The following is a 19,892-nucleotide window of genomic DNA, read 5'->3' as shown; positions in this document are numbered from 1 at the left end:
GGCGTCCGCGGGGGCGATCGCCGCCCGGAGGGGCGGGGACCGAGGACGGGACGGAATGTCAACCCGGATGGGAGAGTCCGGATCGTCGACCGGCGCGGAACGGTCGTATCGTTCGAACCGCGCACTCTCGTACGTGTGAAGTCGTCACACCCCACAGTGACACCCGTGTAACCCGGTTACTTCTATGTCAGCTAAATTATAAGTTTGGGCGGCGTGTAGGGGATAGCGATGCTCGACACGATCATCCTGCAGGGTGCGTCAGATCCGTTCACCGCCGCCGGCGCCGCGGAGGCCTTCCTCCTCGGCCGGCTCCTGTTCGGCTTCGTCCTCGCGTTCATGGGACTGAACCACTTCATGCAGACCGACGCGATGGCGGGGTACGCCGAGGCGAAGGGGCTGCCCGCCCCGCGCCTGGGCGTCCTCGTCTCCGGCGGGACGCTCGTCTTCGGCGGCCTCGGCGTCGCCGCGGGGGCGTTCGTCCCGCTAGCGGCCGGCGCGCTCGCGACGTTCCTGCTCGTCTCCGCCCTCGTCTTCCACGACTTCTGGGCGGTGCCCGAGGATCAGCAGCAGGACGAGATGACGCAGTTCCTGAAGAACGTCGTCATGGCCGGCGCGGCGCTGGCGTTCCTGGCGCTCGCGTCCGCGCCGTGGCCGTACGCGGTCGGCGCGAGCCTCCTGTAAGGCGGTCGACCTCCGCGGACACGCCCCGCCGTTCCCCCGACGTTCTCCACGGGAGTTCCGTCCGATTCGGACTCCTGAGACGGTGTGAACCGACCCGTTCGACGTGGATCCCGTGATCCGGTGGGGTCGCCTGCGAGTCGGGATCCGGCTCTTAGTCGACCGCCTCACGGCCGTGACGGTGTCGGCGACCTGAACCCGGATCCCCCGGGGGCAAGATATAATACAACCAGGGGAAGTTTGTAACTATGGCAGACCCGACCGACCCCGCCGACGCGACCGCGTCGGGCGGCGGCCCGCTCAGCGTGGTCGTCCTCCTGCTCTTCTCCGTCGGGTTCCTCGGCGCGTACCTGTTCGGCTGGCGTGGAACCGAGCGGTTCGTCGACCCGCTCGGCGTCCCGGTCGACCCGACGGTCGGGTTCCTCGGTAGCTTTCTACTGATCGGCGTGGCCAGCGGGCTCGCGCTCCTCTGTGGCGACTCGTAGCGGTCGTCCCGAGGTGTCGTCCCCGCCGCGTACCGCCCGGCCCCGGCGTCGTCTCCCCGGGCCGCGTCCCCGGTGCGCCATCATCCGCCGAGTCGGCGGGCTTTTGCCGCACGCCCGCCCGGGTTCTGACATGCGAATCGGCTTCCTCGTCAACCCCATCGCGGGGATGGGCGGCCGGGTCGGCCTGAAGGGCACCGACGGGAAAGTCGAGGAGGCGCGCGCCCGCGGCGCCGAGCCGCGCGCCCCCGACCGCGCCCGACGCGCCCTCGACGCGCTGGCCGAGCGCGCCCCCGACGCGGACGTGCTCGCGTGGGGCGACCCGATGGGCGCGAGCCGGGTCCGGGCGGCCGGCTTCGACCCCGAGGTGCTCGGGGAGCCGGGCGGCGAGGAGACGGGCCCCGACGACACCCGCCGGGCCGTCCGGGCGTTCCGCGACGCCGACGCGGACCTCGTGGTGTTCGTCGGCGGCGACGGCACCGCCGCGGACGTGGCGGAGGCGCTGGCGGGGAGCGACGTCCCGATGCTCGGCGTCCCCGCCGGCGTGAAGGTGTACTCGTCGGTGTTCGCCGTCTCGCCCGAGGACGCCGCGTACGTCGCGGCGACGTTCGAGCGTACCGAGCGCCGCGAGGTGATGGACATCGACGAGGACGAGTACCGCGAGGGCGAGGTCCACCCCGAACTGCGGGCGGTGGCGCACGTCCCGGTCGCCGAGGAACTCCAGTCGAGCAAGCAGACCGGGAGCGGCACCGTCGAGTCGCTCGCGGAGGGCGTCGCCGCGGACGTCGATGCCCGGCCGGAAACGACGTGGGTGCTCGGCCCGGGATCGACCGTCGGCGAGGTGAAGGAGAAGCTGGGGTTCGAGGGGTCGCCCATCGGCGTCGACGTGTACCGCGACGGCGAGGTGCTGGCGGCGGACGCGACCGAGGCCGAGATACTCGACTCGCTAGGCGAGGACAACGTCATCGTCGTCACGCCCATCGGCGGGCAGGGGTTCGTGTTCGGCCGGGGCAACCCCCAGCTCTCGCCGGCGGTGATCCGCGAGTGCGACCTGGAGGTCGTCGCCTCCCGCGACAAGCTCGACGACCTCCGGGTGCTCCGCGTCGACACGGACGACCCCGAACTGGACGAGGAGCTTCGCGGCTGGGTGAAGGTCCGCGTCGGCCGCTTCGAGCGACGGATGATGAAGGTCGTGTGAGTCGCCGCGGGGGTCGACCGGGCCGCGGACCCGACCACACTCATAAACCGGGCGGACGATCCTTACACACCGCTCCACGGGTATAATGGACATAGGGTCAAGGTTAAGGTCGTATAGTGACTGCGGTTAGCTATGGAAACGCGGAAGGTCCAGCGGCTGGGCCCCTCGACGCTGGCGATGACGCTGCCGGCCGAGTGGGCGAAGGAACAGCACGTCGAGAAGGGGGACGAGGTGTCGCTCCGGATGGGCGGCAAGGGGACGCTGACGGTGCTGCCGGAGTCCGCGAGCACGGAGGACGCGGAGGCGACGCTGCACGCCGACAACCTCGACGCGGACGCGCTGGAGCGGGCGATCCTCGCGCAGTACGTGCTCGGGCGGCGCGTCATCAACATCACCACGAAGGACGGCGCGCTCGGCTCCGACCACATCAACGCGGTGTACAAGGCCGAGACGCAGTTGATGGGCCTGGGCGTCATCGAGGAGACGCCCGAGAACATCGCCATCCGGTGCTCGGTCGACCCGGAGGACTTCACGCTCGACAACCTCCTCGAACGGCTGGAGAACACCGGGAGCACGATGCGGGGGGAGGCGGTGAAGGCGCTCGCGCACGGCAACCCGGACCTCGCACAGCGCGCGCTCAACCGCGAGCGGCAGGCGAACAAGATCTTCGTGCTCCTGCTGCGGCTGATCTTCACGGCCTACCAGAACCCGAACCTCGCGCGCGCGGTCGACCTGGACTCTGGGTTCCCGCTCATCGGCTACCGCTCGATCGCGAAGAACCTCGAACTCATCGCGGACAACGCCGAGGACATCGCCGAGATCGCGATGGAGGCCGAGGGCAACACCCTCGACGTGGACGACGCGACGATGCGCCGCATCCGCGACTTCACCGACCAGGTCGACGAGATCACCGCGATGGCCGTCGAGGCGGCCGTCAAGCGCGACTACGCGCTCACGATCGAGGTGAAGTTCCTGTTCCGCGAGCTGAAGGACCGCGAGCAGGACATCCTCGGCGACCTGCCGGAGATGTCGAACGCCCAGCTGCTACAGGTGCGTGAGGTGCTCGTGAGCCTCCAGGAGACCGCCCAGTACGCGATGCGGATCGCGGAGGTCTCCGCGAACCTCGCGCTTAATGAGGAGAACGAGTTCGTGACGATCGAGTAGGGCGAGGTCGAGCGAGCGAAGCGAGCGCGACCTCGGCAGACCGGCGGCGAGGTGTCGGCGGCCGAACGCAGTGAGGCCGCCCGGCCCGAACCGCCCACGAGAAGGGCGAGACGCGAGGCGGAGCCGAGCGTCTCGGGGGATCGGCGGCGAGGTCTCCGTGCCGAGCCGCCAACGAGAAGGGCGGGACCGACCACCGGGAGGTCCCGAAAAACGAGCGGGGAGCCGAAGCGACCGCTCGCGGACCGGGTCGATCGCCGTTGTGGACGGCCTGCGAGGCGCGGGGGCCCGACGGCGACTACTCCTCCGTGTCCCCCTCCTCGGCCGCGTCGTCCCCCTCCTTCCGGGCGCTCAGCGGGTTGCGCCGGCGGATGGAGCAGTCGAACGCGGGGTGTTCCGCGAAGTGGCGGATCAGCATGTGGCGCCGCGATCCGGTGATCCCGGTGCGGCCGACGTCCTCGGCGTCGAAGGCGTCGGGCAGGCGGTCGTACAGGCGCCGCAGTTCCTCGAAGGAGTCGAACACCTTGGCGTTGCCCGAGGAGTCGGCGGCCTTGCGGGAGACGACGTACGTGCCGTCCGCGCGGAACTCCCCGGCGGTGCGGAAGAACTCCCTGCGTTCGGTCAGCGCGTCGGCGATCGCCGCCTGCAGATCGGCGGCGTCGTCGCGGGACAGTTCGTGGCACGCGCCGTCGACCTCGACGACGATGGCATCGCCGTCCGGGGAGGCCGTGACGTTACCGTCCGAGAACTCGATCAGGAGCGGAGATACTCCGGAACATACCCGGGTCCAGTCCGCCCGAGAACAAAGCCTTGTCGGCGCTGGCGATTACCGCGGCCCGGGACGGTCGGGGCCCGGCCCGTCCCCGAGGGAGAGGATCCCGTCGTCCTCGGTCGTCGTCGTCCCGTCGTCGGGCGTCGGCGTCGGGGTGGGCGTCGCCGTGGCGGTGCCGTCGCCCGTGCCGCCGTCGTCCGAGGGCGTCGCCGTGCCGTCGCCGCCGGAATCGGAACTCCCGCTGCCGTCGGTCGTGCCGTCCGCCCCGTCGCCGTCTCCGGTCCCGTCGTCGGCGGGCTTCGTCCCGAAGACGTCCGTCTCGACCGTGCGCTGGTAGCCGTCGAGGCGGATCCGCTGTTCGCCGCCGCCGCCCTCGGAGAGGTCGACGACGAGGTAGAACGGCATCGTGAGGTTCGTCACTTGGTTCCGTCGGAGGTGCGACACCCACCACTCGTCGAGCCGCTGGGTCCGGATCTCGGTCGTCGCCTCGACCGGGACCGTCTCGCCCGGCGGGATCGTCGTCGTCCGGCCGGCCTCGCCGCTCCCCATCGTGATGTCGTTCATGTAGATGTCGTAGCCGATCTCCGAGAGGGAGATCGGGTACGGCTTGGGGTTGTAGAGGTACAGCGTCATCTCGACCTCCGTGGTCTCGTTGTTCACCGCCCCCCACTCCGCCTCCGTCCGGTTGAGATAGAGGACCGGGTCCGAGACCACGGGCGCGTTCGCGTTCAGCGGCTTCGGCTCGCTCGTACGGAACGCCTCGATGACCGAGGTGTTCACGTCGCGGGTCACCTGCGTCCCGTAGCTCTGGCCGATCAGCGACGACCGCGCCTCGGCGTCGACGACGAGGTCCGTGTGCTCGCCGTTGTTGACGTGGCTCACCCACCACGCGGGGATCTTCGAGTTGTCGAGGCGAGTCTCGAACGGGATCGACGTGTTCCCGGTTCCCACGTCGACCCCCTCCTTCGTCCCGTTGGCCATCGCGATGCCGTTCATCGCGACCCCGTACTCGACCGTGACGCCGCCGAGCCGGACGCCGATCGGGTTGGGGTTGTTCACCGTCAGGTCGCTCTCGACGACGGTCGTCTCGTTGGTCACCTCGCCGAAGCGGTTCTCGACGCCGACGACCGACGGGGCGCCCACGATCCCCAGCGCGAACGCGCCGCCGACGGAGCCGACGAGCACGACCGCGACGAGCGCGACGACCCGCAGCGTCGACAGCCCGCGATCGGTTCCCGCGTCCGGCTCATCCCTCCCTGGTAGCATCCACATCGGCGGCACTGTACCGGAGCGGGGTTGAAATGCCGTTCGGCCGAGGCCGAGCGGCGGTCGCGGACCGCGGCGGCGACGCGGGTGCGGCGCACCGGACCCCCGCCGTCTCCGATTTCCGCAAGCGTTAGGTGCGTTCCCCCGGAGCCTCGGGTATGGCAACAGAGACCCTCGAAAGCGACATGGCGGTCGGGGTCGCGCTCGCGTTCGGCGCCCTCACCGTCGTCGGGGCGGGGTTCATGATCGCCGGCGCCTCCCAGATCGTGAAGGCGTGGGGCTTCGCGGCGGCGATGCTGGCGGCGACGCTGGCGGTCGTCGCGACGCAGGCGTTCGACGGCTGACGCGACGGGCGTCGATACGAGTCGAACCGTCGGCGTTCCCCCGAGGGAAGCGTTAAGAACGCGCGCCGACTAGCGACCGATGGCACAAATGACGGAGTACACCGACGAGGAGAAACGCATCCTCGCGTACCTTCGCGACAGCGTCTCCAGGGGGGAGGAGTACTTCCGGGCGAAGAACATCGCGGAGGCCATCGGCCTCTCCGCGAAGCAGGTCGGGTCCCGGCTCCCCACGCTCGCCGAGAAGGCCGAGGAGGTCGACATCGAGAAGTGGGGGCGCGCCCGGTCGACCACGTGGCGTGTGGAACTCTCCTGAGTTCCCGGAACTCTCCTGAGTTTCCGGACCCCTCCTGAGTTTCCGGACCCCTCCTGCGCTCCCTGGGATCCCGAACCACACCCGATCTCCGGTCCACGCGTTCGCCGTCTCGCCATCCGTGAGCGACGGCCGCGGCCCCGGCCGACCGCGACGACCGACGCCGCGGCGGGTCACGGATCCCCCGGTTTTTTCGCCCGTCGACCCCACCTCGACTCGATGACCGTGCGTGTACGCCGGGAGTTCGTCTTCGACGCGGAGCCGGCGGACGTCTGGGCGTTCATCTCCGACCCGGCCAAGCGTGCCGGCGCGATCAGCGTCGTCGACGAGTACGAGGTCACCGGCGACCGGACCGCGACGTGGCACGTCAGGCTCCCGATCCCGGTGATCCGCTCCAGTATCGCCGTCGAGACCGAGGAGGTGCGAACGGAGCCGCCCGAATACGTGAAGTTCGTCGGGAAGTCGCGGGCGTTCCGCGTCACCGGCGAGCACACCGTCTCCGAGACCGAGGACGGGCGCGCCCGCCTCGTCAACGAGTTCGTCGTCGACGGCCGCCTGCCGGGCGTGGAGTCGTTCTTCGAGCGGAAGTTCGGCGACGAACTGGACAACCTCGAACGCGCCCTCGAGCGCGACCTGGGGCTGGCATGAGGCTCGCGCTCGCACAGATCGAGGTGCGCGCGGCCGACCGCGACGGCAACCTCGACCGGGCGCTGGACGCCGTCGAGCGCGCGGCCGACCGCGACGCGGACCTGGTGGCGCTCCCGGAGCTGTGGAACGTCGGCTACTTCGCGTTCGAGGCGTACGAGCGCGGGGCCGAGCCCCTCTCGGGGCCGACCCTCTCGACGCTGCGGGAGGCCGCCGCCGACCGCGGCCTCGCCCTGCTGGCCGGGTCGGTCGTCGAGGACCTGGCCGCCAGCGCCGCCGACGGCGAGGACGTCCCCGCCGAGGAGGGGCTGGCCAACACGGCCGTCCTGTTCGACGCCGACGGGGAGCGGCGCGCCGTCTACCGGAAGCACCACCTGTTCGGCTACGAGTCCGCCGAGACGCGCCTGCTCACCCCCGGGGAGGCACTCCCGGTGGTCGACCTGCTCGGGTTCCGGGTCGCCGTGACGACGTGTTACGACCTCCGGTTCCCCGAGCAGTTCCGCCTGCTCGCCGACGAGGGCGCGGACCTCGTGCTCGTCCCGAGCGCGTGGCCGTACCCGCGCGTCGAGCACTGGCGGACGCTCCCGCGGGCGCGGGCCATCGAGAACCTCGCGTACGTCGCGACCGTCAACGGGTCCGGGAGCTTCGAGGACGCCGACCTGCTCGGGCGCTCCACCGTGTACGACCCGTGGGGGACGACGGTCGCGTCCGCGGGCGACGACCCCGCGCTCGTCACGGCCGAGGTCGACCCCGAGCGGGTGGAAACGGTCCGCGGGGAGTTCCCCGCGCTCCGGGACAGACGCGACTACTAGCGCGCGGACTCGCCTCCCTCCCGTATCCGAGAAACCGGGGCCCGGTTCCTACTCCACGTAGTGGACGAAGACCGTCCGGTCGCCGTCGAGCAGGTGACACAGGCGCTCGCGCACGTCCGGGTCCACGTCCACGTGCGAGAGGGGAACCCGCTCCACCCGGAGCAGCCTCCCGATCAGGTCGTCCCTCCGACAGCCGCCGACCGCGTCGCCGACGTCCCGGGCGTCGAGGGACTCGCCGGGGTCCCCGAGCCGGCGGTGGTCGACGATACGGCACGGCTGAGACAGCAGGTCCTCGGCGCCGCCGAGCAGCGCCTCGGCCCTGAGGCGGGCCATACCGATCACCTCCCGACGTGCCCACATAACCGTTCCGTCGGCCGCGTCGCTTGCCGTCGGCCCGTGCCGGTGCATTTATCACCGTCACGACGATACACTCCGATGCCGGCGAACCGACGCTTTTCTCGTCGCAAGCTGGCGAATCACACTTCGCGCCGCCGCACCCGACGCGACCGCGCGCGTCCGGCCCGCGATCAGGGGTCCATCGCTCCGGACGCGCGCCCCACCGCCTCCCCATCCCACTCCGCTCCGGCTTCGCCCTCGCACAGTTCCCGCCGTCCCTTCGAGTCCCGCACGTCCAGGAGCGGCCGCCCCGTCCCCGCTACAGTTCGACCCGCCGACCCGACGCCGCCGACTCCTGAGCGGCCGCCAGCGTCCGCATGTCCACGAGGCCGTCGGCGCCGTCGGGGTCGACCCCGGCGTCCGTCGCGACCGCGTGCGCGAAGTAGTCGAACTCCTCGACCGTCTCGTCGGCGCCGGCGCCCGTCAGGTCGAGCGTCCCCGTCGGCGTCTCCACGGTCACCTCGCGGTCGGCCCCGGGCTGGAACGCCGACCGGACCGCGACCCGGCCGTCCGACCCGAGCAGCTCCAGCGACGTGTTCGGGTGCCCCGAGAACGACGCCGAGAAGTTCCCCACCCAGCCGTCGAACTCGACCCCGAAGTCGACGTGCTGGTCCACCTCCTCGAAGGCGGGGTCCGGCGAGCGCGTCGTCGCCGAGACCGCGACCGGGTCGTCGCCGGCGAGGAACCGCGCGGTGTTGAGGGGGTACACGCCGACGTCGTACAGCGCGCCGCCGCCGGCGAGGCGGCCGTCGAGGCGCCACTGGTCGGGCCCCGCGTCGCCGCCGAGGACGGGGAAGGTGAAGTCGCCGACGGCGCGCTGGACGTCGCCGATGCCGCCGGCGGCGACGAACTCCCGGAGCCGGCGGACCACGGGGTCGGTCTGCATGCGGTAGGCGGTCATCAGGCGCACGCCGGCGTCGTCGCAGGCGGCGACGAGCCGCTCCGCACGGTCGACCGTCGCCTCCAGCGGCTTCTCGCAGATCACGTGCTTGCCGTGGCTCGCCGCCGTCTCGACGTGCGGCAGGTGGAGGCGGTTCGGCGTGGCGACGTAGACGGCGTCGTACTCGTCGGTCGCCGCGCCCGCCTCGTACTCGTCGTAGTCGAGCGCCGTGACGCCGAACTCGTCGGCCAGCGTCGCGCGCTTGTCGGCGTCGCCGCTGACGACGACCGTCGGCGCCGCGTACTCGCCCCGCTCCATCGCCGGGAGCGAGACGGAGCGCGCGTAGTTGCCGCAGCCGACCGTCGCGATCCGGACGGTCGCGTCGGTCCCGTCGTCTGCCCAGTCGCGCCGGCTCGCGTCCGCGAAGGTGGACTCGAACACGTACGCGTGGTCGGCGGACGCGGCGATAAAACCGACCGGCCCGGAGAGAATCGCTTCCGATAATTCGGGCGGTGTCTTGAAGTGACGAACGCGCCCCGATACGGACGCCGCGGGACCGAACCCACGCCCGGGGACTCCCCCCAGCGTGCCCGGGCGTACGACCTTCCGGTCGGCCCGGTTCGGCTTCGCGGGTCGCGGGACCTCGCGTCCCGAGCGACCGGGGACCGCCCGGGCGGCGGCGAGTTCGCCCATCCGCCCGGGACGGCCGGGGCATCTCCCGCTCCCACTCCCGTCCCGGCCGGACGGCTCCCCGGAACCGCACGCGGATCGAACCCACGTACACACCACCACACCACCCACGTCCGGCTCGCGGGCGGCGTCTCACACCGCGCCGTCCGGGATCGGCCGGACCTTTCCGGGGTTACACCCCGGCGCGTCACAGGGAGCGGACCTCCGTCTCTCGGGGGTTCTACGCGTACGCCCGCTACCGGCGGGTGCGGCCGTCCCTCGGAACGGGGGGCCGGCCGTCGATACCGAGAACGAGTCGCGGACCGACTCCCCGGCCGTCCCCGTCAGCGACGGCTTACTCCTCCTTGGTCTTGATGTCGGCCGAGAGGCCCTGCGCCATCTCGATGTCCTTGGAGTTGTTGAGCGTCCAGGCGGTGCGCTCGGTCACCGCCTCGATGACCTCCCGCGCCGAGGGGTAGCCGTTGCCCGACTTCTTCACGCCGCCGAACGGGAGCTGGACCTCCGCGCCGATGCACGGGAGGTTCCCGTACGCCAGGCCGACCTCGGCGTTGTCGCGGTAGTAGTTGATCTGGCGGTAGTCCTCCGAGATGATCGCGCCCGCGAGCCCGTAGTCGGTGTCGTTGTGGATCTCGACGGCCTCCTCGATGTCGCCGCTGTACTTCAGCAGCGCCACGTGCGGGCCGAACACTTCCTCGTGGGTGCACCGGAGGTCCTCGTGGGGGTCCGCCTCGTAGACGAACGGCCCGACCCAGTGGCCGTCCTCGTGGCCCTCGGGGATCTCGTCGGCGTCCAGTTCCTCGCGGTCGACGAGCACGTTCACGCCCTCGTCCTTCGCGAGCTGGTTGTACCGGGAGACCTTCTCGACGTGCTCGGCCTCGATGAGCGGCCCCATGAACGTGTCCTCGTCCAGGGGGTCGCCCACGGCGACCGTTTCGGCGTTGGCGACGAAGCGCTGTTTGAACTCGTCGTACACGTCCTCGTGGACGATCAGGCGCTCGGAGGAGACGCAGCGCTGGCCGGTGGTCTTGAAGCTCGACATCACCGCCGAGTGGACCGCCACGTCCAGGTCGGCGTTCTCGGTGATCACGATGCCGTTCTTGCCGCCCATCTCGCAGGCGACGAGCTTGCCGGGCTCGCCGCCGACCTTGTCGGCGATCTGGTGGCCGACCTCGGCGGAGCCGGTGAACAGCACGGTGTCGACGCGGCCGTCCTCGACGATGGCGTTGCCCGCGTCGCCGTAGCCCTGCACGAGGTTGAACACGCCGTCGGGGACGCCGACGTCCTCGAACATCTCCGCGAGGATCTGCGCGCACCACGGGGTCTGTTCGGCGGGCTTCCAGACGACCGTGTTACCCTCGACGAGCGCGACGGCCATGTGCCAGAACGGGATGGCGACCGGGAAGTTCCAGGGGGTGATACACCCCACCACGCCGCGGGGTTTCCGCCGCATGTAGGCGTCCTTGCTCGGGATCTCGGAGGGGACCACGTCGCCCTTGGGGTGGCGGGCGTCGCCGGCGGCCCACTCGACCATGTGCCACGCCTCGGTCACGTCGGCCTTCCCCTCGCTGATCTCCTTGCCGCACTCCATGGTGACGATCTCGCCGAGCTCCTCGTGGCGGTCCCGCAGTTCGTGGTAGATGTCCCAGAGGTACTCCGCGCGGTCGATGTGGGACAGCTCCCTCCACTCCTCGAAGGCCTCGTCGGCGGCGGCGACCGCGCGCTCCACGTCCGCGGGGGTGCCGCGGCGGAACTCGCCCAGCTCCTCCCCGTTCGCGGGGTTCTCGCTGACGAACGTCTCCTCGCCCGTCCCGTCGGTCCACTCGCCGTCGATGTAGTGCTGGTAGACGCCGTCGTCTCGGCTCATGGGCAAAACTTGCGCGACGTGGGTGATATAGGTGCGGGAAAGTCGCCGCCGGCCAGCGATGGGTCGGGGCCGGGCGGACCCGCTGTGACGGTCCGTGGCCGCACGCGAACGCCGGGGGCGACGCCGCGGCGGCCGCAAGGCACTTTCCCCGCGGTCGCCTCCCCCCGACCATGTCCGAGGACGATTCTATCGCGATGGACCTACCCGAATCGGTCGACGAACCGGCGCTGCGGCGCGTGAAGACGGTGGCGCGCGTGATGGACGAGGCCGTCCGGATCCCGGGGACGGACGTCAGGGTCGGCCTCGACCCGGTGCTCGGCGTCGTTCCGGGGGCGGGGGACGCCGTCGCCGCCGGGATCTCGCTGTACATCGTCGCCGAGGCGGCGTACCTCGGCGTGCCGCTGAGGACGGTCGTGCGGATGCTGGCGAACGTGACCGCCGACGCCGCCCTCGGGTCGATCCCCGTCGTCGGCCCGGTGTTCGACGCCGTGATCAAGGCGAACAAGTGGAACGTCTCCTACGTCGAGGAGTTCCTCGCCGAGCGGGACGACGACCCCGCCGCCGCCGCGGACGACGACGGGCCGGTGACCATCGAGATCGACGAGCCCTGAGGGACGCACGGGGCGGCGACCGCCGGCGGCGGGCGGACAGCCGACCGGGAGCACTCGGGCGTGCGTGTCAGATGCACGGGCGCGGCGAACCTATTGGCTCAGTGAATCGTATTGTCACACATGGAGCGACGCGGCTACCTCGCGACGCTCGCCGGAGGGTACATCGTCGGGCTCGCCGGCTGCGCGGGCGGCGGCACCGGAGGGGAGACGACCGGGGGAGAGACGACCGGCGTGGAAACGACCCGGGAAGAGACGACCGAAACGGGGTCGCCCGCCACGACGACGGGCGAGCCGGCGACGACGACCGCCACGGCCGGGTCGGGCGACGGGAGCGCGTCCGTCGGCGTGTACAGTAACTACTACCAGCCGGTCCGGCTCTCGGTCCCCGTCGGGACGACCGTGACGTGGACGAACCAGGCGTCGGGCGCGTACGCGACGCACACGGTGACGAGCGCCCGGTTCCACGAGACGGCGGCCTCGTGGTCGCTCGACGCACGGCTCGGGTCGGGCGACTCGACCGATCACACCTTCGACTCCCCCGGGGTGTACGAGTACTACTGCACGATCCACGGGGAATCGACGATGTGCGGCGCGGTCCTCGTCGGGGACGCGACGCTGGAGTCGAACCTCCCGTGTGAGTAGCCCGGGGTCCGGGCCGGGATCGTAGCGGATCGCCCCGTCCGCGCCCGGTCCGACCGGCGACACGGGCCGGCGTCGCGCCCGGTCGCCGTCCGACTCCCCCGCTCGGCCGCGCGGTCCTCACCGGTCGCGTCGGTCGCCGCTCGTGTCCGCGGCCTCGCTCCGTTCGGCGGCGCGCTTCTCTATCTCGCCCTTGAGCCCCGGGCCGTCGAAGTCGTGGTCCGGGCGGATGGCGACGAAGTCGAGGTACTCCCGCGCGGCGAGCACGTCCTCGGCGGGATACGCCGACAGGGCGGCCTCGACGGCGTCGGCCGCGCCGATCAGCGGTTCGAGCGCCGCCAGCCCGCACGCGAGGTCGTACTCGCGGGCGTCCAGCGCCCCCGGCTCGCGGACGCTCGTCGCGTCGATGAAGTAGAGGTCGCCGTCGAGGATGAGCACGTTCTCCGCCCGGAGGTCGCCGTGGGCGAGCCCGTGGTCGTGGAGCCGCCGGAGCGCCCGGAACAGCTCCGGGGCGAGGTCGCGCTCGGCCTCGGTGTCGAGCTCGTCGAGCGGACGGAACGCCGGGAGGTACTCGACGACGAGCACGCCGAGCCCGTCGATCTCCAGCGCCTCCACCGGCTCGGGCGCGTTGACGCCGATTGCGCGCATCCGCTCGGTCGCCTCCAGCTCGTGGCGCGCCATGTCCGCCGGCGTGCCGAAGTGCTCGAAGAACCCCTCCGTGCCCGAGGTGAACGCCCCGAGGTTGCGCCCGGCGGTGAACAGCGCGTGGACGACGGAGTTCTGCCGGCTCACCACCTTCACGAAGTACGCATCCCCGCCCGTCCGGAGGATGAACGGCGTCGACAGCCAGTTGTCCGCGTCGAGGAACTCGACGTGCGCCTCGCCGTCGCCGTACCGGGCCGCCAGCTCCCCGGCCACCGCCTCCAGGCGGTCCCACTCGACGGTCCCGCGCAGGAGGCGCTGTACGTCCATGGGGTGGTCCGTAGTCGGGCGACGGGGATAAATCGTTGCGGCGGGGACCGATCCGGTCCCGCGTCGCGAGGACCCGCCCGGAGCGACCCGACCCGCCGGGGACACTCCGCGCGACTTATTATGGGCGTCTCGCAACGTTTGCCTATGGATTTCGATCTGCCCGCGGAACACCGGATGATCCGGGACCAGGTCCGCGAGTTCTGCGAGGAGGAGATCGCACCCATCGCCCAGGAGATCGAGGACGAGCACCGGTTCCCCGCCGAGATCTTCGAGGAACTCGGGACGCTGGACATCATGGGCGTCCCGATCGACGAGGAGTACGGGGGCCTCGGCGGCGACACGCTCATGTACGCGCTCGTCGCCGAGGAGCTGGGCCGGGTCTCCGGCGGCGTCGGCCTCTCGTACGTGGCGCACGTCTCGCTGGGGTCGAAGCCGATCGAGCTGTTCGGCACCGAGGAACAGAAGGAGGAGTGGCTCCGCCCGCTCGCGGAGGGCGAGGGGATAGGCGCGTGGGCGCTCACCGAGCCCGGGTCGGGGTCGGACGCCTCCGACATGGACACCACGGCGGAGAAGGACGGCGACGAGTACGTCCTCGACGGCACGAAGCAGTTCATCACGAACGCGAACGTCGCGAACTCGGTGCTGGTGAAGGCCGTCACCGACCCCGAGGCGGGCTACGACGGCATCTCGACGTTCATCGTCGACCCCGAGAACGACGACGGGTTCGAGGTGACGACGGTGTGGGACAAGATGGGGCTCAACTGCTCGCCCACCTGCGAGATCCGACTGGACGACGTCCGGGTCCCGGAGGACCGCCTGCTCGGCGAGGAGGGCGACGGCTGGGACCAGACGAAGAAGACGCTCGACGGCGGCCGCATCTCCATCGCCGCCCTCTCGACCGGGCTGGCGCAGGGCGCCTACGAGGCGGCCAGGGACTACTCCGGCGAGCGCGAGCAGTTCGGTCGGCCCATCTCGAAGTTCGACGCCGTCCGCGACACGGTCGTGGACATGCACCGCAAGACCGAGCGCGCACGCCTGCTCACCCACAAGGCGGCGACGATGTACGACGCGGGCGAGGACGTGACGCGCGCGTCGTCGCTGGCGAAGCTCGACGCCAGCGAGGCCGCCCGCGAGGTGGCCGAGGACGCGGTGCAGGTCCACGGCGGCTACGGCTACACCACCGACTTCCCGCCCCAGCGGTTCTACCGCGACGCGAAGCTGATGGAGATCGGCGAGGGCACCAGCGAGATCCAGCACCTCGTCATCGGTCGGGAGCTCGGTTTGTAGGTACGTTGATATGATGTGGGCGGGCGAGACCCGATCGCCCGTCATCGAGCGTCGTCCCGGGCTGTAACGGACTGCGAACGAGCCGTATCGGTCGGCTCGGGAATAATCCGAACTGATAATTTTGGCCGCGTGTTTATACGACCGACCCGACCAGCCAGCAGTACTCCCGGCGATGGTCCACGAATCCGACATCTTCCTCGCCGCCGTGTTCGGGGCAGGGGTCGCCTCGGCGGCGGCGGGGACGCTCGCGTATCTGCGGACCCGCGAGCGGCGGGACCACGCCGGCACCGCCTTCGTCGTCATCACGTACTCGGCGGCGCTGTGGGCGGGGCTGCTGGGCGCCCAACTGCTCGCCGGCGCGACCGACCTCGGGTACGCGCTGGTGCTGGCGAAGTGGGTCGTCGCCACCCCGATCGTCACGACCGCGTTGCTGTTCGGCCTGTACTACACGGGCCGCGGCGAGTGGGTGACGCGCCGCCGGGTCGCGCTGCTGGGCGTCGAGCCGGCGGTCGCGGCCGCGATGGTCGTGCTCAATCCCGGGGACCTGTTCTTCTCGGCGATCACCGTCCGCTCGGTGTTCGAACTGCCGACGTACGTCGCACACCCCGGCCCCGCGTTCGTCGCCCACCTCGGCTACTGCGCGCTCGTCGGGGTCGGCTTCGTCATGCTGCTGGCGGAGGCGGCCTCCCGCTCGTCGGGGCCGTACCGGCGGCAGGCGACGACGCTCGCGCTCGCCGCCTGCGTGCCGATCGCGACCGAGACGGTGTTCGTCCTCGACCCCGCGTGGCTCCCGCGGGTCGACGTGACGCCGGTCGGGTTCGGCGCCTCCAGCCTCGTGCTGGTGTTCGCCATGTACCGGTTCGACCTGTTCGACGTGGCGCCGGTGGCACACGAGACGGTGTTCGCGAACCTCGATGACGCGATCCTCGTGGTCGACGAGTCCGACCGCGTGCTGGAGGCGAACGAGGCCGCGAGCGAGGCGTTCGACGTGGACGGCGACGCCGTCGGCCGCGACGCCGAGGCCGTGCTCCCCGACGTCGAGGAGACCGAGGCGCTGCTCGACGGCGAGGACGCCGAGTTCGCCCTCGGCGACGTCACGGAGTTCGTCGCCGGGTCGGCGGCCGAGCCCACGTACTTCGAGGCGACGTGCGAGTCGCTCGGCCGCGAGGGGGTCCGGCTGCTCGTGTTCCGGGACGTGACCGACCGGACCCGGGTCGAGCGCCGCTTCCGGGCGTACGTCGAACACGCCGACGACGTCATCGCCGTCGCCGACGCGGACGGCGTCGTCCGGTACATCAGCCCCGCCGTGGAGGGGGTTCTCGGCTACGACCCGGAGACGCTGGAGGGGGAGGTGATCACCGACTACATCCACCCGGACGACCGCCGGTCGGTCGCCGAGCCGTTCGCCGAGAGCCTCGACCGGCCGGGCGAGAGCATCCGGGTGTCGTTCCGGGTCGAGCACCGCGACGGCGGCTGGCGCGCGCTCGACGGCGTCGGCGTCAACCGCTTCCACGACCCGCACGTCGGCGGCTACCTCATGACGCTCCGCGACGAGACGCGCCGCGAGCGCTACGAACAGCGCCTCAAGGTCCTGACCCGGGTGCTCCGCCACGACCTCCGCAACGAACTGAACGTCGTGCTCGGGTACGCCGACGTGATCGCCTCCACCGGCGGGGAGGAGACCGCAGACCACGCGCGCAACATCCAGCGGTCGGCCGAGCGCCTCGCCTCGCTGGGCGAGCGCGTCCGGGGCGTCGACGAGACCCTCCGGAGCACCGACCACGGCGGGCGGCCGGTCGACGTCGTGGCCGTCGTCGAGGCGGTCGCGGACCGCGCCCGCGACCGGTTCCCCGCCGCCGAGGTGACGACCGACACCGAGGACGACGGGCGGTTCGCCTACGCGGACGAACTGCTCGCGACCGCGGTGTGGAACCTCGTCGAGAACGCGGCGCGACACCACGGCGGCGAGACGCCCCGCGTCGCGGTGACGACCCGGTGCGACGGCGACACCCTCGAGCTCCGGGTGGCGGACGACGGCCCGGGGATCCCCGACGAGGACCGCGCGGCCGTCGAGTCCGGCCACGAGACGAAGCTCCGGCACGCCAGCGGCATCGGCCTCTGGCTGGTCCGGTGGATCGTCGACGGCGTCGACGGCGAGCTCGCGTTCGCCGACGGGAGCGACGCCGGCGGCGACGGCCTCCCGTTCGAGGACGTGGGATCGGTCGTCGTGCTCCGGCTGCGTGCCGCGGAGGGGGACCGGGACGCCGCCAGCGTCGCCGATCAGATCGAGCCGTGGCGGGTCTCGGTGACGGGCGAGCGACCCGACGGCGGCGGGGAGGGGGCGGCGGCCGGGCCGTTCGGCCCGCCCTCCGAGCCCGACGGCGCCCCGCGCGTGGACGACGACTGACGGCGCGATCGGCGGACGACGCCCGGGCAGACGGGGACGACGTTCCGACGGCACCGTGACGGCGACGGCGTCACGGCGACGAGTCCGCCACGAACACCAGCGGCTCCCAGTCACCCCGCTCCTCGGGCGCAAGCTCCGTCGCGGCCGTGAACGCCCGGTCGTGGACGGCCTTGGCCGCCGCGAGCACGGCCGCGGAGGCGTCCAGCGTCGCCGCGAACTCCGACCACACCCGCGGGGGAACGAGGAGGTAGTACGTCCGGCCGTCGCGGCGGACGAGCGGGTCGTACTCGAACGCGCGGCGGTACTCGAACACGAGGTCGGCGACCCCCGGGTACGACCGCACGTCCGCCTGCATCCCCGCCAGCGTCCCCCGGAGCGCCGGCTCGTCGACGTCCGCCGTCGCCGCGGCGTCGGCGACGAACGCCTCCAGCGGCCCGATGTCCATGCCGCCCGCTAGGGGGGCCGGTCGCAAGAGCCATGCGGTGTGGCGGGGCCGAACGGGTCGCCGTCCGCGGCGACGTCGAGGACCCGGGCCGGCGACGGTCGGGCGCTCGACGCCCGTCGACGGTCGGAGGGTCGAAGTGCCGGCGGGTGAAATCCCGGGTATGGACGTCGACATCGGGTTCGTCACCCAGATCGGCATGGACCGCCGGGAGGCGGTGGCGACGGCCGCGGACCACGGCTACGACTACGTGGAGGTGATGCTCGACGGCGACGGCGCCAGGAACGAGCTCGCGCCCCGACGCGACGCGCTCCGGGACGCGCTGTCCGACCACGGCGTCGGCTGCACCGTCCACCTCCCCTTCGGCTCGATCGACCCGGGATCGCCGTTCGACGGGGTGCGCTCGGGGTCGCTGGCGGAGCTGGAGGCGCACGTCGACCTCGCGGCGGACCTGGGCGCGACGAAGGCGACGCTGCATCCGACCTCGGACGCGTGGTCGCCCGCCCACGACGACGGGGCGATCGGCGACCACGTCGTGGAGTCGGTTCGCCACCTCGACGGGTACGCCGCCGACCGCGGGGTGGAGGTGGTCGCCGAGAACATCCCGAACGGCCGGTTCGACACGAACCGGATCGGCGAACTGCTCGACCGGACGGACGTCTCGATGTGTCTCGACACGGGCCACGCCCGCGTCGACGGCCGCGACGACGACGGCATCGCGGCGCTCGTCCGCGAGCACGCCGACCGGATCAGCCACGTCCACCTCAACGACGTGCGCGGCCCGAGCGACGAGCACCTCCCGATCGGCGCCGGGTTCGTCGACTTCGAGCGGATACTGCGCGCGTTCCCCGACGACTGGACGGGGACGCTCTCGGCGGAGGTGTTCACCCGCGACTACGGCTACCTCGGGCACAGCCTCGACCGGGTCGAGGAGCTGGTGGCGGCGGCCGACGGCGACGGGGGCGACGGTCGCGGGGGAGCCGCCCCCGCGGGGGGCCCGGAATGAGCCGGCTGGTCGTCGGCGAGTGCATCGTCGACCTCCACCCCGAGGGGGGCGAGGCGGGCGGCCACGGCGACGCCGGGACGTACGCCAGACGGCCCGGCGGCGCGCCCGCGAACGTCGCCGCCGGGCTCGCGCGCCTCGGCGAGGCGCCGGCGCTGTGGACCCGGCTCGGCGAGGACGGCTTCGGCGACTTCCTCGCGGCGACGCTTCGGGGGGAGGGGATCCCGGACACCTTCGTCGAGCGCGACCCCGAGGCGCCGACCGGCCTCGCGGTGGTCGCCCTCGACGCGGACGGCGATCGGTCGTTCTCGCTGTACCTCGACGGGACCGCGAGCACCCGACTGGAGCCGGGGCGGATCGGCGACGACGCGCTCGCGGCCGTCGACTGGCTCCACGTCGGCGGGGTCGAACTCGCCCACGAGCCGGCGCGCTCGGCGGTGTTCGACCTGCTGGAGCGGGCGCCCGAGGGCGTCACCGTCTCGTTCGACCCGAACGCGCGCCCGTCGCTGTGGCGGGCGTTCGACTACGGCGACACGCTCGCGCGGGCGCTCCCGGACGTGGACGTGCTCGTCGCGTCCGTGGAGGACCTCGACCCGGCGGGCTACGAGGGGACGGCGGAGGCCGTGGCGTCGGCGGTCGTCGCGGACGGCCCCCACACCGCGCTGATCACCCGCGGCGCGGCGGGGGCGTACGCCCGGTCGACCGCCGACGCGCCGTGGGGGGCCGGCACCGCCGAGCACCCCGGCTTCGACGCCGACGTGGTCGACACGACCGGCGCCGGCGACGCCTTCACCGCCGGCGCCGTCGACGCGCTCGACGGCGGCGCGGACCTCGCGGCGGCGCTCCGCTTCGGCAACGCCGTCGGGGCGCGCGCGACCACCGCCCAGGGGGCGATGGCGGCGCTGCCGACGCGGGAGCAGGTCGAGGCGTTCCTCGACGGCGTCGACGGCGGGACCGGCGGCGACCGCGGGGACGACGACGGCGAGTAGCCCGACCCGGACGACCGTCCCGACCGCACCGCCCGCCGCAGACG

Annotated in this window: 21 protein-coding genes; 14 read left to right on the top strand and 7 right to left on the bottom strand. The window is 72.0% G+C overall.

The window, feature by feature from the left end:
• Positions 1 to 228 precede the first annotated feature (228 nt).
• The 4 genes from ACQUQ1_RS03090 to ACQUQ1_RS03075 all read left to right on the top strand — a co-directional run bounded on the left by ACQUQ1_RS03090 (position 229) and on the right by ACQUQ1_RS03075 (position 3,522).
• Complete coding sequence (locus tag ACQUQ1_RS03090; RefSeq protein WP_435062787.1) at positions 229 to 681, top strand: DoxX family protein; 453 nt, start codon at positions 229 to 231, stop codon at positions 679 to 681.
• Positions 682 to 926: 245 nt separating this feature from the next.
• Complete coding sequence (locus tag ACQUQ1_RS03085) at positions 927 to 1,163, top strand: hypothetical protein (RefSeq protein ID WP_435062786.1); 237 nt, start codon at positions 927 to 929, stop codon at positions 1,161 to 1,163.
• A 130-nt stretch (positions 1,164 to 1,293) separates the two neighbouring features.
• Positions 1,294 to 2,358, top strand: a complete 1,065-nt coding sequence (locus ACQUQ1_RS03080) for an ATP-NAD kinase family protein (RefSeq protein ID WP_435062785.1) — start codon at positions 1,294 to 1,296, stop codon at positions 2,356 to 2,358.
• 132 nt (positions 2,359 to 2,490) lie between these two features.
• Complete coding sequence (locus ACQUQ1_RS03075) at positions 2,491 to 3,522, top strand: PhoU domain-containing protein (RefSeq protein ID WP_435062784.1); 1,032 nt, start codon at positions 2,491 to 2,493, stop codon at positions 3,520 to 3,522.
• A gap of 295 nt (positions 3,523 to 3,817) precedes the next feature.
• Here ACQUQ1_RS03075 and ACQUQ1_RS03070 read toward each other — a convergent pair whose 3' ends face one another.
• Both ACQUQ1_RS03070 and ACQUQ1_RS03065 read right to left on the bottom strand, forming a co-directional pair.
• Positions 3,818 to 4,192 carry a DUF7528 family protein gene (locus tag ACQUQ1_RS03070; RefSeq protein WP_435062810.1) on the bottom strand — a complete coding sequence of 125 codons (375 nt, stop codon included), beginning with the start codon at positions 4,190 to 4,192 and terminating at the stop codon, positions 3,818 to 3,820.
• Positions 4,193 to 4,345: 153 nt separating this feature from the next.
• Positions 4,346 to 5,563, bottom strand: a complete 1,218-nt coding sequence (locus tag ACQUQ1_RS03065) for an LEA type 2 family protein (protein WP_435062783.1) — start codon at positions 5,561 to 5,563, stop codon at positions 4,346 to 4,348.
• 152 nt (positions 5,564 to 5,715) lie between these two features.
• Here ACQUQ1_RS03065 and ACQUQ1_RS03060 point away from each other — a divergent pair, with 152 nt between their 5' ends.
• The 4 genes from ACQUQ1_RS03060 (at position 5,716) to ACQUQ1_RS03045 (ending at position 7,668) form a co-directional block, all read left to right on the top strand.
• A complete protein-coding gene (locus ACQUQ1_RS03060; protein WP_435062782.1) occupies positions 5,716 to 5,901 on the top strand; it encodes a DUF7525 family protein in 186 nt (61 codons plus the stop codon).
• 88 nt (positions 5,902 to 5,989) lie between these two features.
• A complete protein-coding gene (locus tag ACQUQ1_RS03055) occupies positions 5,990 to 6,214 on the top strand; it encodes a DUF7123 family protein (protein ID WP_435062809.1) in 225 nt (74 codons plus the stop codon).
• Positions 6,215 to 6,430: 216 nt separating this feature from the next.
• Positions 6,431 to 6,859, top strand: coding sequence for an SRPBCC family protein (locus ACQUQ1_RS03050; protein ID WP_435062781.1), 429 nt, complete (start codon positions 6,431 to 6,433; stop codon positions 6,857 to 6,859).
• Complete coding sequence (locus ACQUQ1_RS03045; RefSeq protein ID WP_435062780.1) at positions 6,856 to 7,668, top strand: carbon-nitrogen family hydrolase; 813 nt, start codon at positions 6,856 to 6,858, stop codon at positions 7,666 to 7,668. The genes ACQUQ1_RS03050 and ACQUQ1_RS03045 overlap by 4 nt, the downstream gene beginning before the upstream one ends.
• A gap of 48 nt (positions 7,669 to 7,716) precedes the next feature.
• Here the strand turns inward: ACQUQ1_RS03045 and ACQUQ1_RS03040 are convergent, their stop codons facing one another.
• The 3 genes from ACQUQ1_RS03040 to ACQUQ1_RS03030 all read right to left on the bottom strand — a co-directional run bounded on the left by ACQUQ1_RS03040 (position 7,717) and on the right by ACQUQ1_RS03030 (position 11,498).
• On the bottom strand, positions 7,717 to 8,001 hold the full coding sequence (locus tag ACQUQ1_RS03040) for a hypothetical protein (protein WP_435062779.1): 285 nt from the start codon (positions 7,999 to 8,001) through the stop codon (positions 7,717 to 7,719).
• 322 nt (positions 8,002 to 8,323) lie between these two features.
• Positions 8,324 to 9,385 (bottom strand): D-xylose 1-dehydrogenase Gfo6, encoded by a 1,062-nt coding sequence (gfo6, locus tag ACQUQ1_RS03035; protein WP_435062778.1) that lies wholly within the window; start codon positions 9,383 to 9,385, stop codon positions 8,324 to 8,326.
• A gap of 583 nt (positions 9,386 to 9,968) precedes the next feature.
• Positions 9,969 to 11,498 carry an aldehyde dehydrogenase family protein gene (locus ACQUQ1_RS03030; RefSeq protein ID WP_435062777.1) on the bottom strand — a complete coding sequence of 510 codons (1,530 nt, stop codon included), beginning with the start codon at positions 11,496 to 11,498 and terminating at the stop codon, positions 9,969 to 9,971.
• Between the two features lie 170 nt (positions 11,499 to 11,668).
• Between ACQUQ1_RS03030 and ACQUQ1_RS03025 the strand changes: the two genes are divergently transcribed.
• Together ACQUQ1_RS03025 and ACQUQ1_RS03020 are read left to right on the top strand one after the other, a co-directional pair.
• Entirely contained in the window at positions 11,669 to 12,109 is a 441-nt protein-coding gene (locus ACQUQ1_RS03025) for a DUF4112 domain-containing protein (RefSeq protein WP_435062776.1), read from the top strand.
• A gap of 120 nt (positions 12,110 to 12,229) precedes the next feature.
• Positions 12,230 to 12,751 carry a cupredoxin domain-containing protein gene (locus ACQUQ1_RS03020; RefSeq protein WP_435062775.1) on the top strand — a complete coding sequence of 174 codons (522 nt, stop codon included), beginning with the start codon at positions 12,230 to 12,232 and terminating at the stop codon, positions 12,749 to 12,751.
• Positions 12,752 to 12,868: 117 nt separating this feature from the next.
• Here ACQUQ1_RS03020 and ACQUQ1_RS03015 read toward each other — a convergent pair whose 3' ends face one another.
• Complete coding sequence (locus tag ACQUQ1_RS03015) at positions 12,869 to 13,720, bottom strand: RIO1 family regulatory kinase/ATPase domain-containing protein (protein WP_435062774.1); 852 nt, start codon at positions 13,718 to 13,720, stop codon at positions 12,869 to 12,871.
• Between the two features lie 144 nt (positions 13,721 to 13,864).
• Between ACQUQ1_RS03015 and ACQUQ1_RS03010 the strand changes: the two genes are divergently transcribed.
• A complete protein-coding gene (locus ACQUQ1_RS03010; RefSeq protein WP_435062773.1) occupies positions 13,865 to 15,007 on the top strand; it encodes an acyl-CoA dehydrogenase family protein in 1,143 nt (380 codons plus the stop codon).
• A gap of 172 nt (positions 15,008 to 15,179) precedes the next feature.
• Positions 15,180 to 17,414, top strand: a complete 2,235-nt coding sequence (locus ACQUQ1_RS03005; RefSeq protein ID WP_435062772.1) for a histidine kinase N-terminal 7TM domain-containing protein — start codon at positions 15,180 to 15,182, stop codon at positions 17,412 to 17,414.
• 70 nt (positions 17,415 to 17,484) lie between these two features.
• On the opposite strand, the gene ACQUQ1_RS03000 is transcribed toward ACQUQ1_RS03005, so the two are convergent.
• The gene (locus ACQUQ1_RS03000; protein WP_435062771.1) at positions 17,485 to 17,859 is read right to left on the bottom strand and encodes a hypothetical protein; all 375 of its coding nucleotides are present in this window, start codon (positions 17,857 to 17,859) and stop codon (positions 17,485 to 17,487) included.
• Positions 17,860 to 18,019: 160 nt separating this feature from the next.
• Between ACQUQ1_RS03000 and ACQUQ1_RS02995 the strand changes: the two genes are divergently transcribed.
• A complete protein-coding gene (locus tag ACQUQ1_RS02995) occupies positions 18,020 to 18,862 on the top strand; it encodes a sugar phosphate isomerase/epimerase family protein (RefSeq protein WP_435062770.1) in 843 nt (280 codons plus the stop codon).
• The gene (locus ACQUQ1_RS02990; RefSeq protein ID WP_435062769.1) at positions 18,859 to 19,848 is read left to right on the top strand and encodes a carbohydrate kinase family protein; all 990 of its coding nucleotides are present in this window, start codon (positions 18,859 to 18,861) and stop codon (positions 19,846 to 19,848) included. The genes ACQUQ1_RS02995 and ACQUQ1_RS02990 overlap by 4 nt, the downstream gene beginning before the upstream one ends.
• Positions 19,849 to 19,892 lie beyond the last annotated feature (44 nt).

This window comes from Halobaculum sp. EA56, from assembly GCF_051195075.1.
GTDB lineage: Archaea > Halobacteriota > Halobacteria > Halobacteriales > Haloferacaceae > Halobaculum.
This window is presented reverse-complemented; position numbering and strand designations above follow the sequence as displayed.

Coding starts and splice junctions, on each gene's coding strand:
- ACQUQ1_RS03025 (WP_435062776.1), top strand. CDS start 11,669: ATGTCCGAGGACGATTCTATCGCGATGGACCTACCCGAATCGGTCGAC.
- ACQUQ1_RS03075 (WP_435062784.1), top strand. CDS start 2,491: ATGGAAACGCGGAAGGTCCAGCGGCTGGGCCCCTCGACGCTGGCGATG.
- ACQUQ1_RS02995 (WP_435062770.1), top strand. CDS start 18,020: ATGGACGTCGACATCGGGTTCGTCACCCAGATCGGCATGGACCGCCGG.
- ACQUQ1_RS02990 (WP_435062769.1), top strand. CDS start 18,859: ATGAGCCGGCTGGTCGTCGGCGAGTGCATCGTCGACCTCCACCCCGAG.
- ACQUQ1_RS03010 (WP_435062773.1), top strand. CDS start 13,865: ATGGATTTCGATCTGCCCGCGGAACACCGGATGATCCGGGACCAGGTC.
- ACQUQ1_RS03000 (WP_435062771.1), bottom strand. CDS start 17,859: ATGGACATCGGGCCGCTGGAGGCGTTCGTCGCCGACGCCGCGGCGACG.
- ACQUQ1_RS03050 (WP_435062781.1), top strand. CDS start 6,431: ATGACCGTGCGTGTACGCCGGGAGTTCGTCTTCGACGCGGAGCCGGCG.
- ACQUQ1_RS03080 (WP_435062785.1), top strand. CDS start 1,294: ATGCGAATCGGCTTCCTCGTCAACCCCATCGCGGGGATGGGCGGCCGG.
- ACQUQ1_RS03060 (WP_435062782.1), top strand. CDS start 5,716: ATGGCAACAGAGACCCTCGAAAGCGACATGGCGGTCGGGGTCGCGCTC.
- ACQUQ1_RS03005 (WP_435062772.1), top strand. CDS start 15,180: ATGGTCCACGAATCCGACATCTTCCTCGCCGCCGTGTTCGGGGCAGGG.
- ACQUQ1_RS03085 (WP_435062786.1), top strand. CDS start 927: ATGGCAGACCCGACCGACCCCGCCGACGCGACCGCGTCGGGCGGCGGC.
- ACQUQ1_RS03030 (WP_435062777.1), bottom strand. CDS start 11,498: ATGAGCCGAGACGACGGCGTCTACCAGCACTACATCGACGGCGAGTGG.
- ACQUQ1_RS03045 (WP_435062780.1), top strand. CDS start 6,856: ATGAGGCTCGCGCTCGCACAGATCGAGGTGCGCGCGGCCGACCGCGAC.
- ACQUQ1_RS03040 (WP_435062779.1), bottom strand. CDS start 8,001: ATGGCCCGCCTCAGGGCCGAGGCGCTGCTCGGCGGCGCCGAGGACCTG.
- ACQUQ1_RS03090 (WP_435062787.1), top strand. CDS start 229: ATGCTCGACACGATCATCCTGCAGGGTGCGTCAGATCCGTTCACCGCC.
- ACQUQ1_RS03015 (WP_435062774.1), bottom strand. CDS start 13,720: ATGGACGTACAGCGCCTCCTGCGCGGGACCGTCGAGTGGGACCGCCTG.
- ACQUQ1_RS03065 (WP_435062783.1), bottom strand. CDS start 5,563: ATGTGGATGCTACCAGGGAGGGATGAGCCGGACGCGGGAACCGATCGC.
- ACQUQ1_RS03055 (WP_435062809.1), top strand. CDS start 5,990: ATGACGGAGTACACCGACGAGGAGAAACGCATCCTCGCGTACCTTCGC.
- ACQUQ1_RS03020 (WP_435062775.1), top strand. CDS start 12,230: ATGGAGCGACGCGGCTACCTCGCGACGCTCGCCGGAGGGTACATCGTC.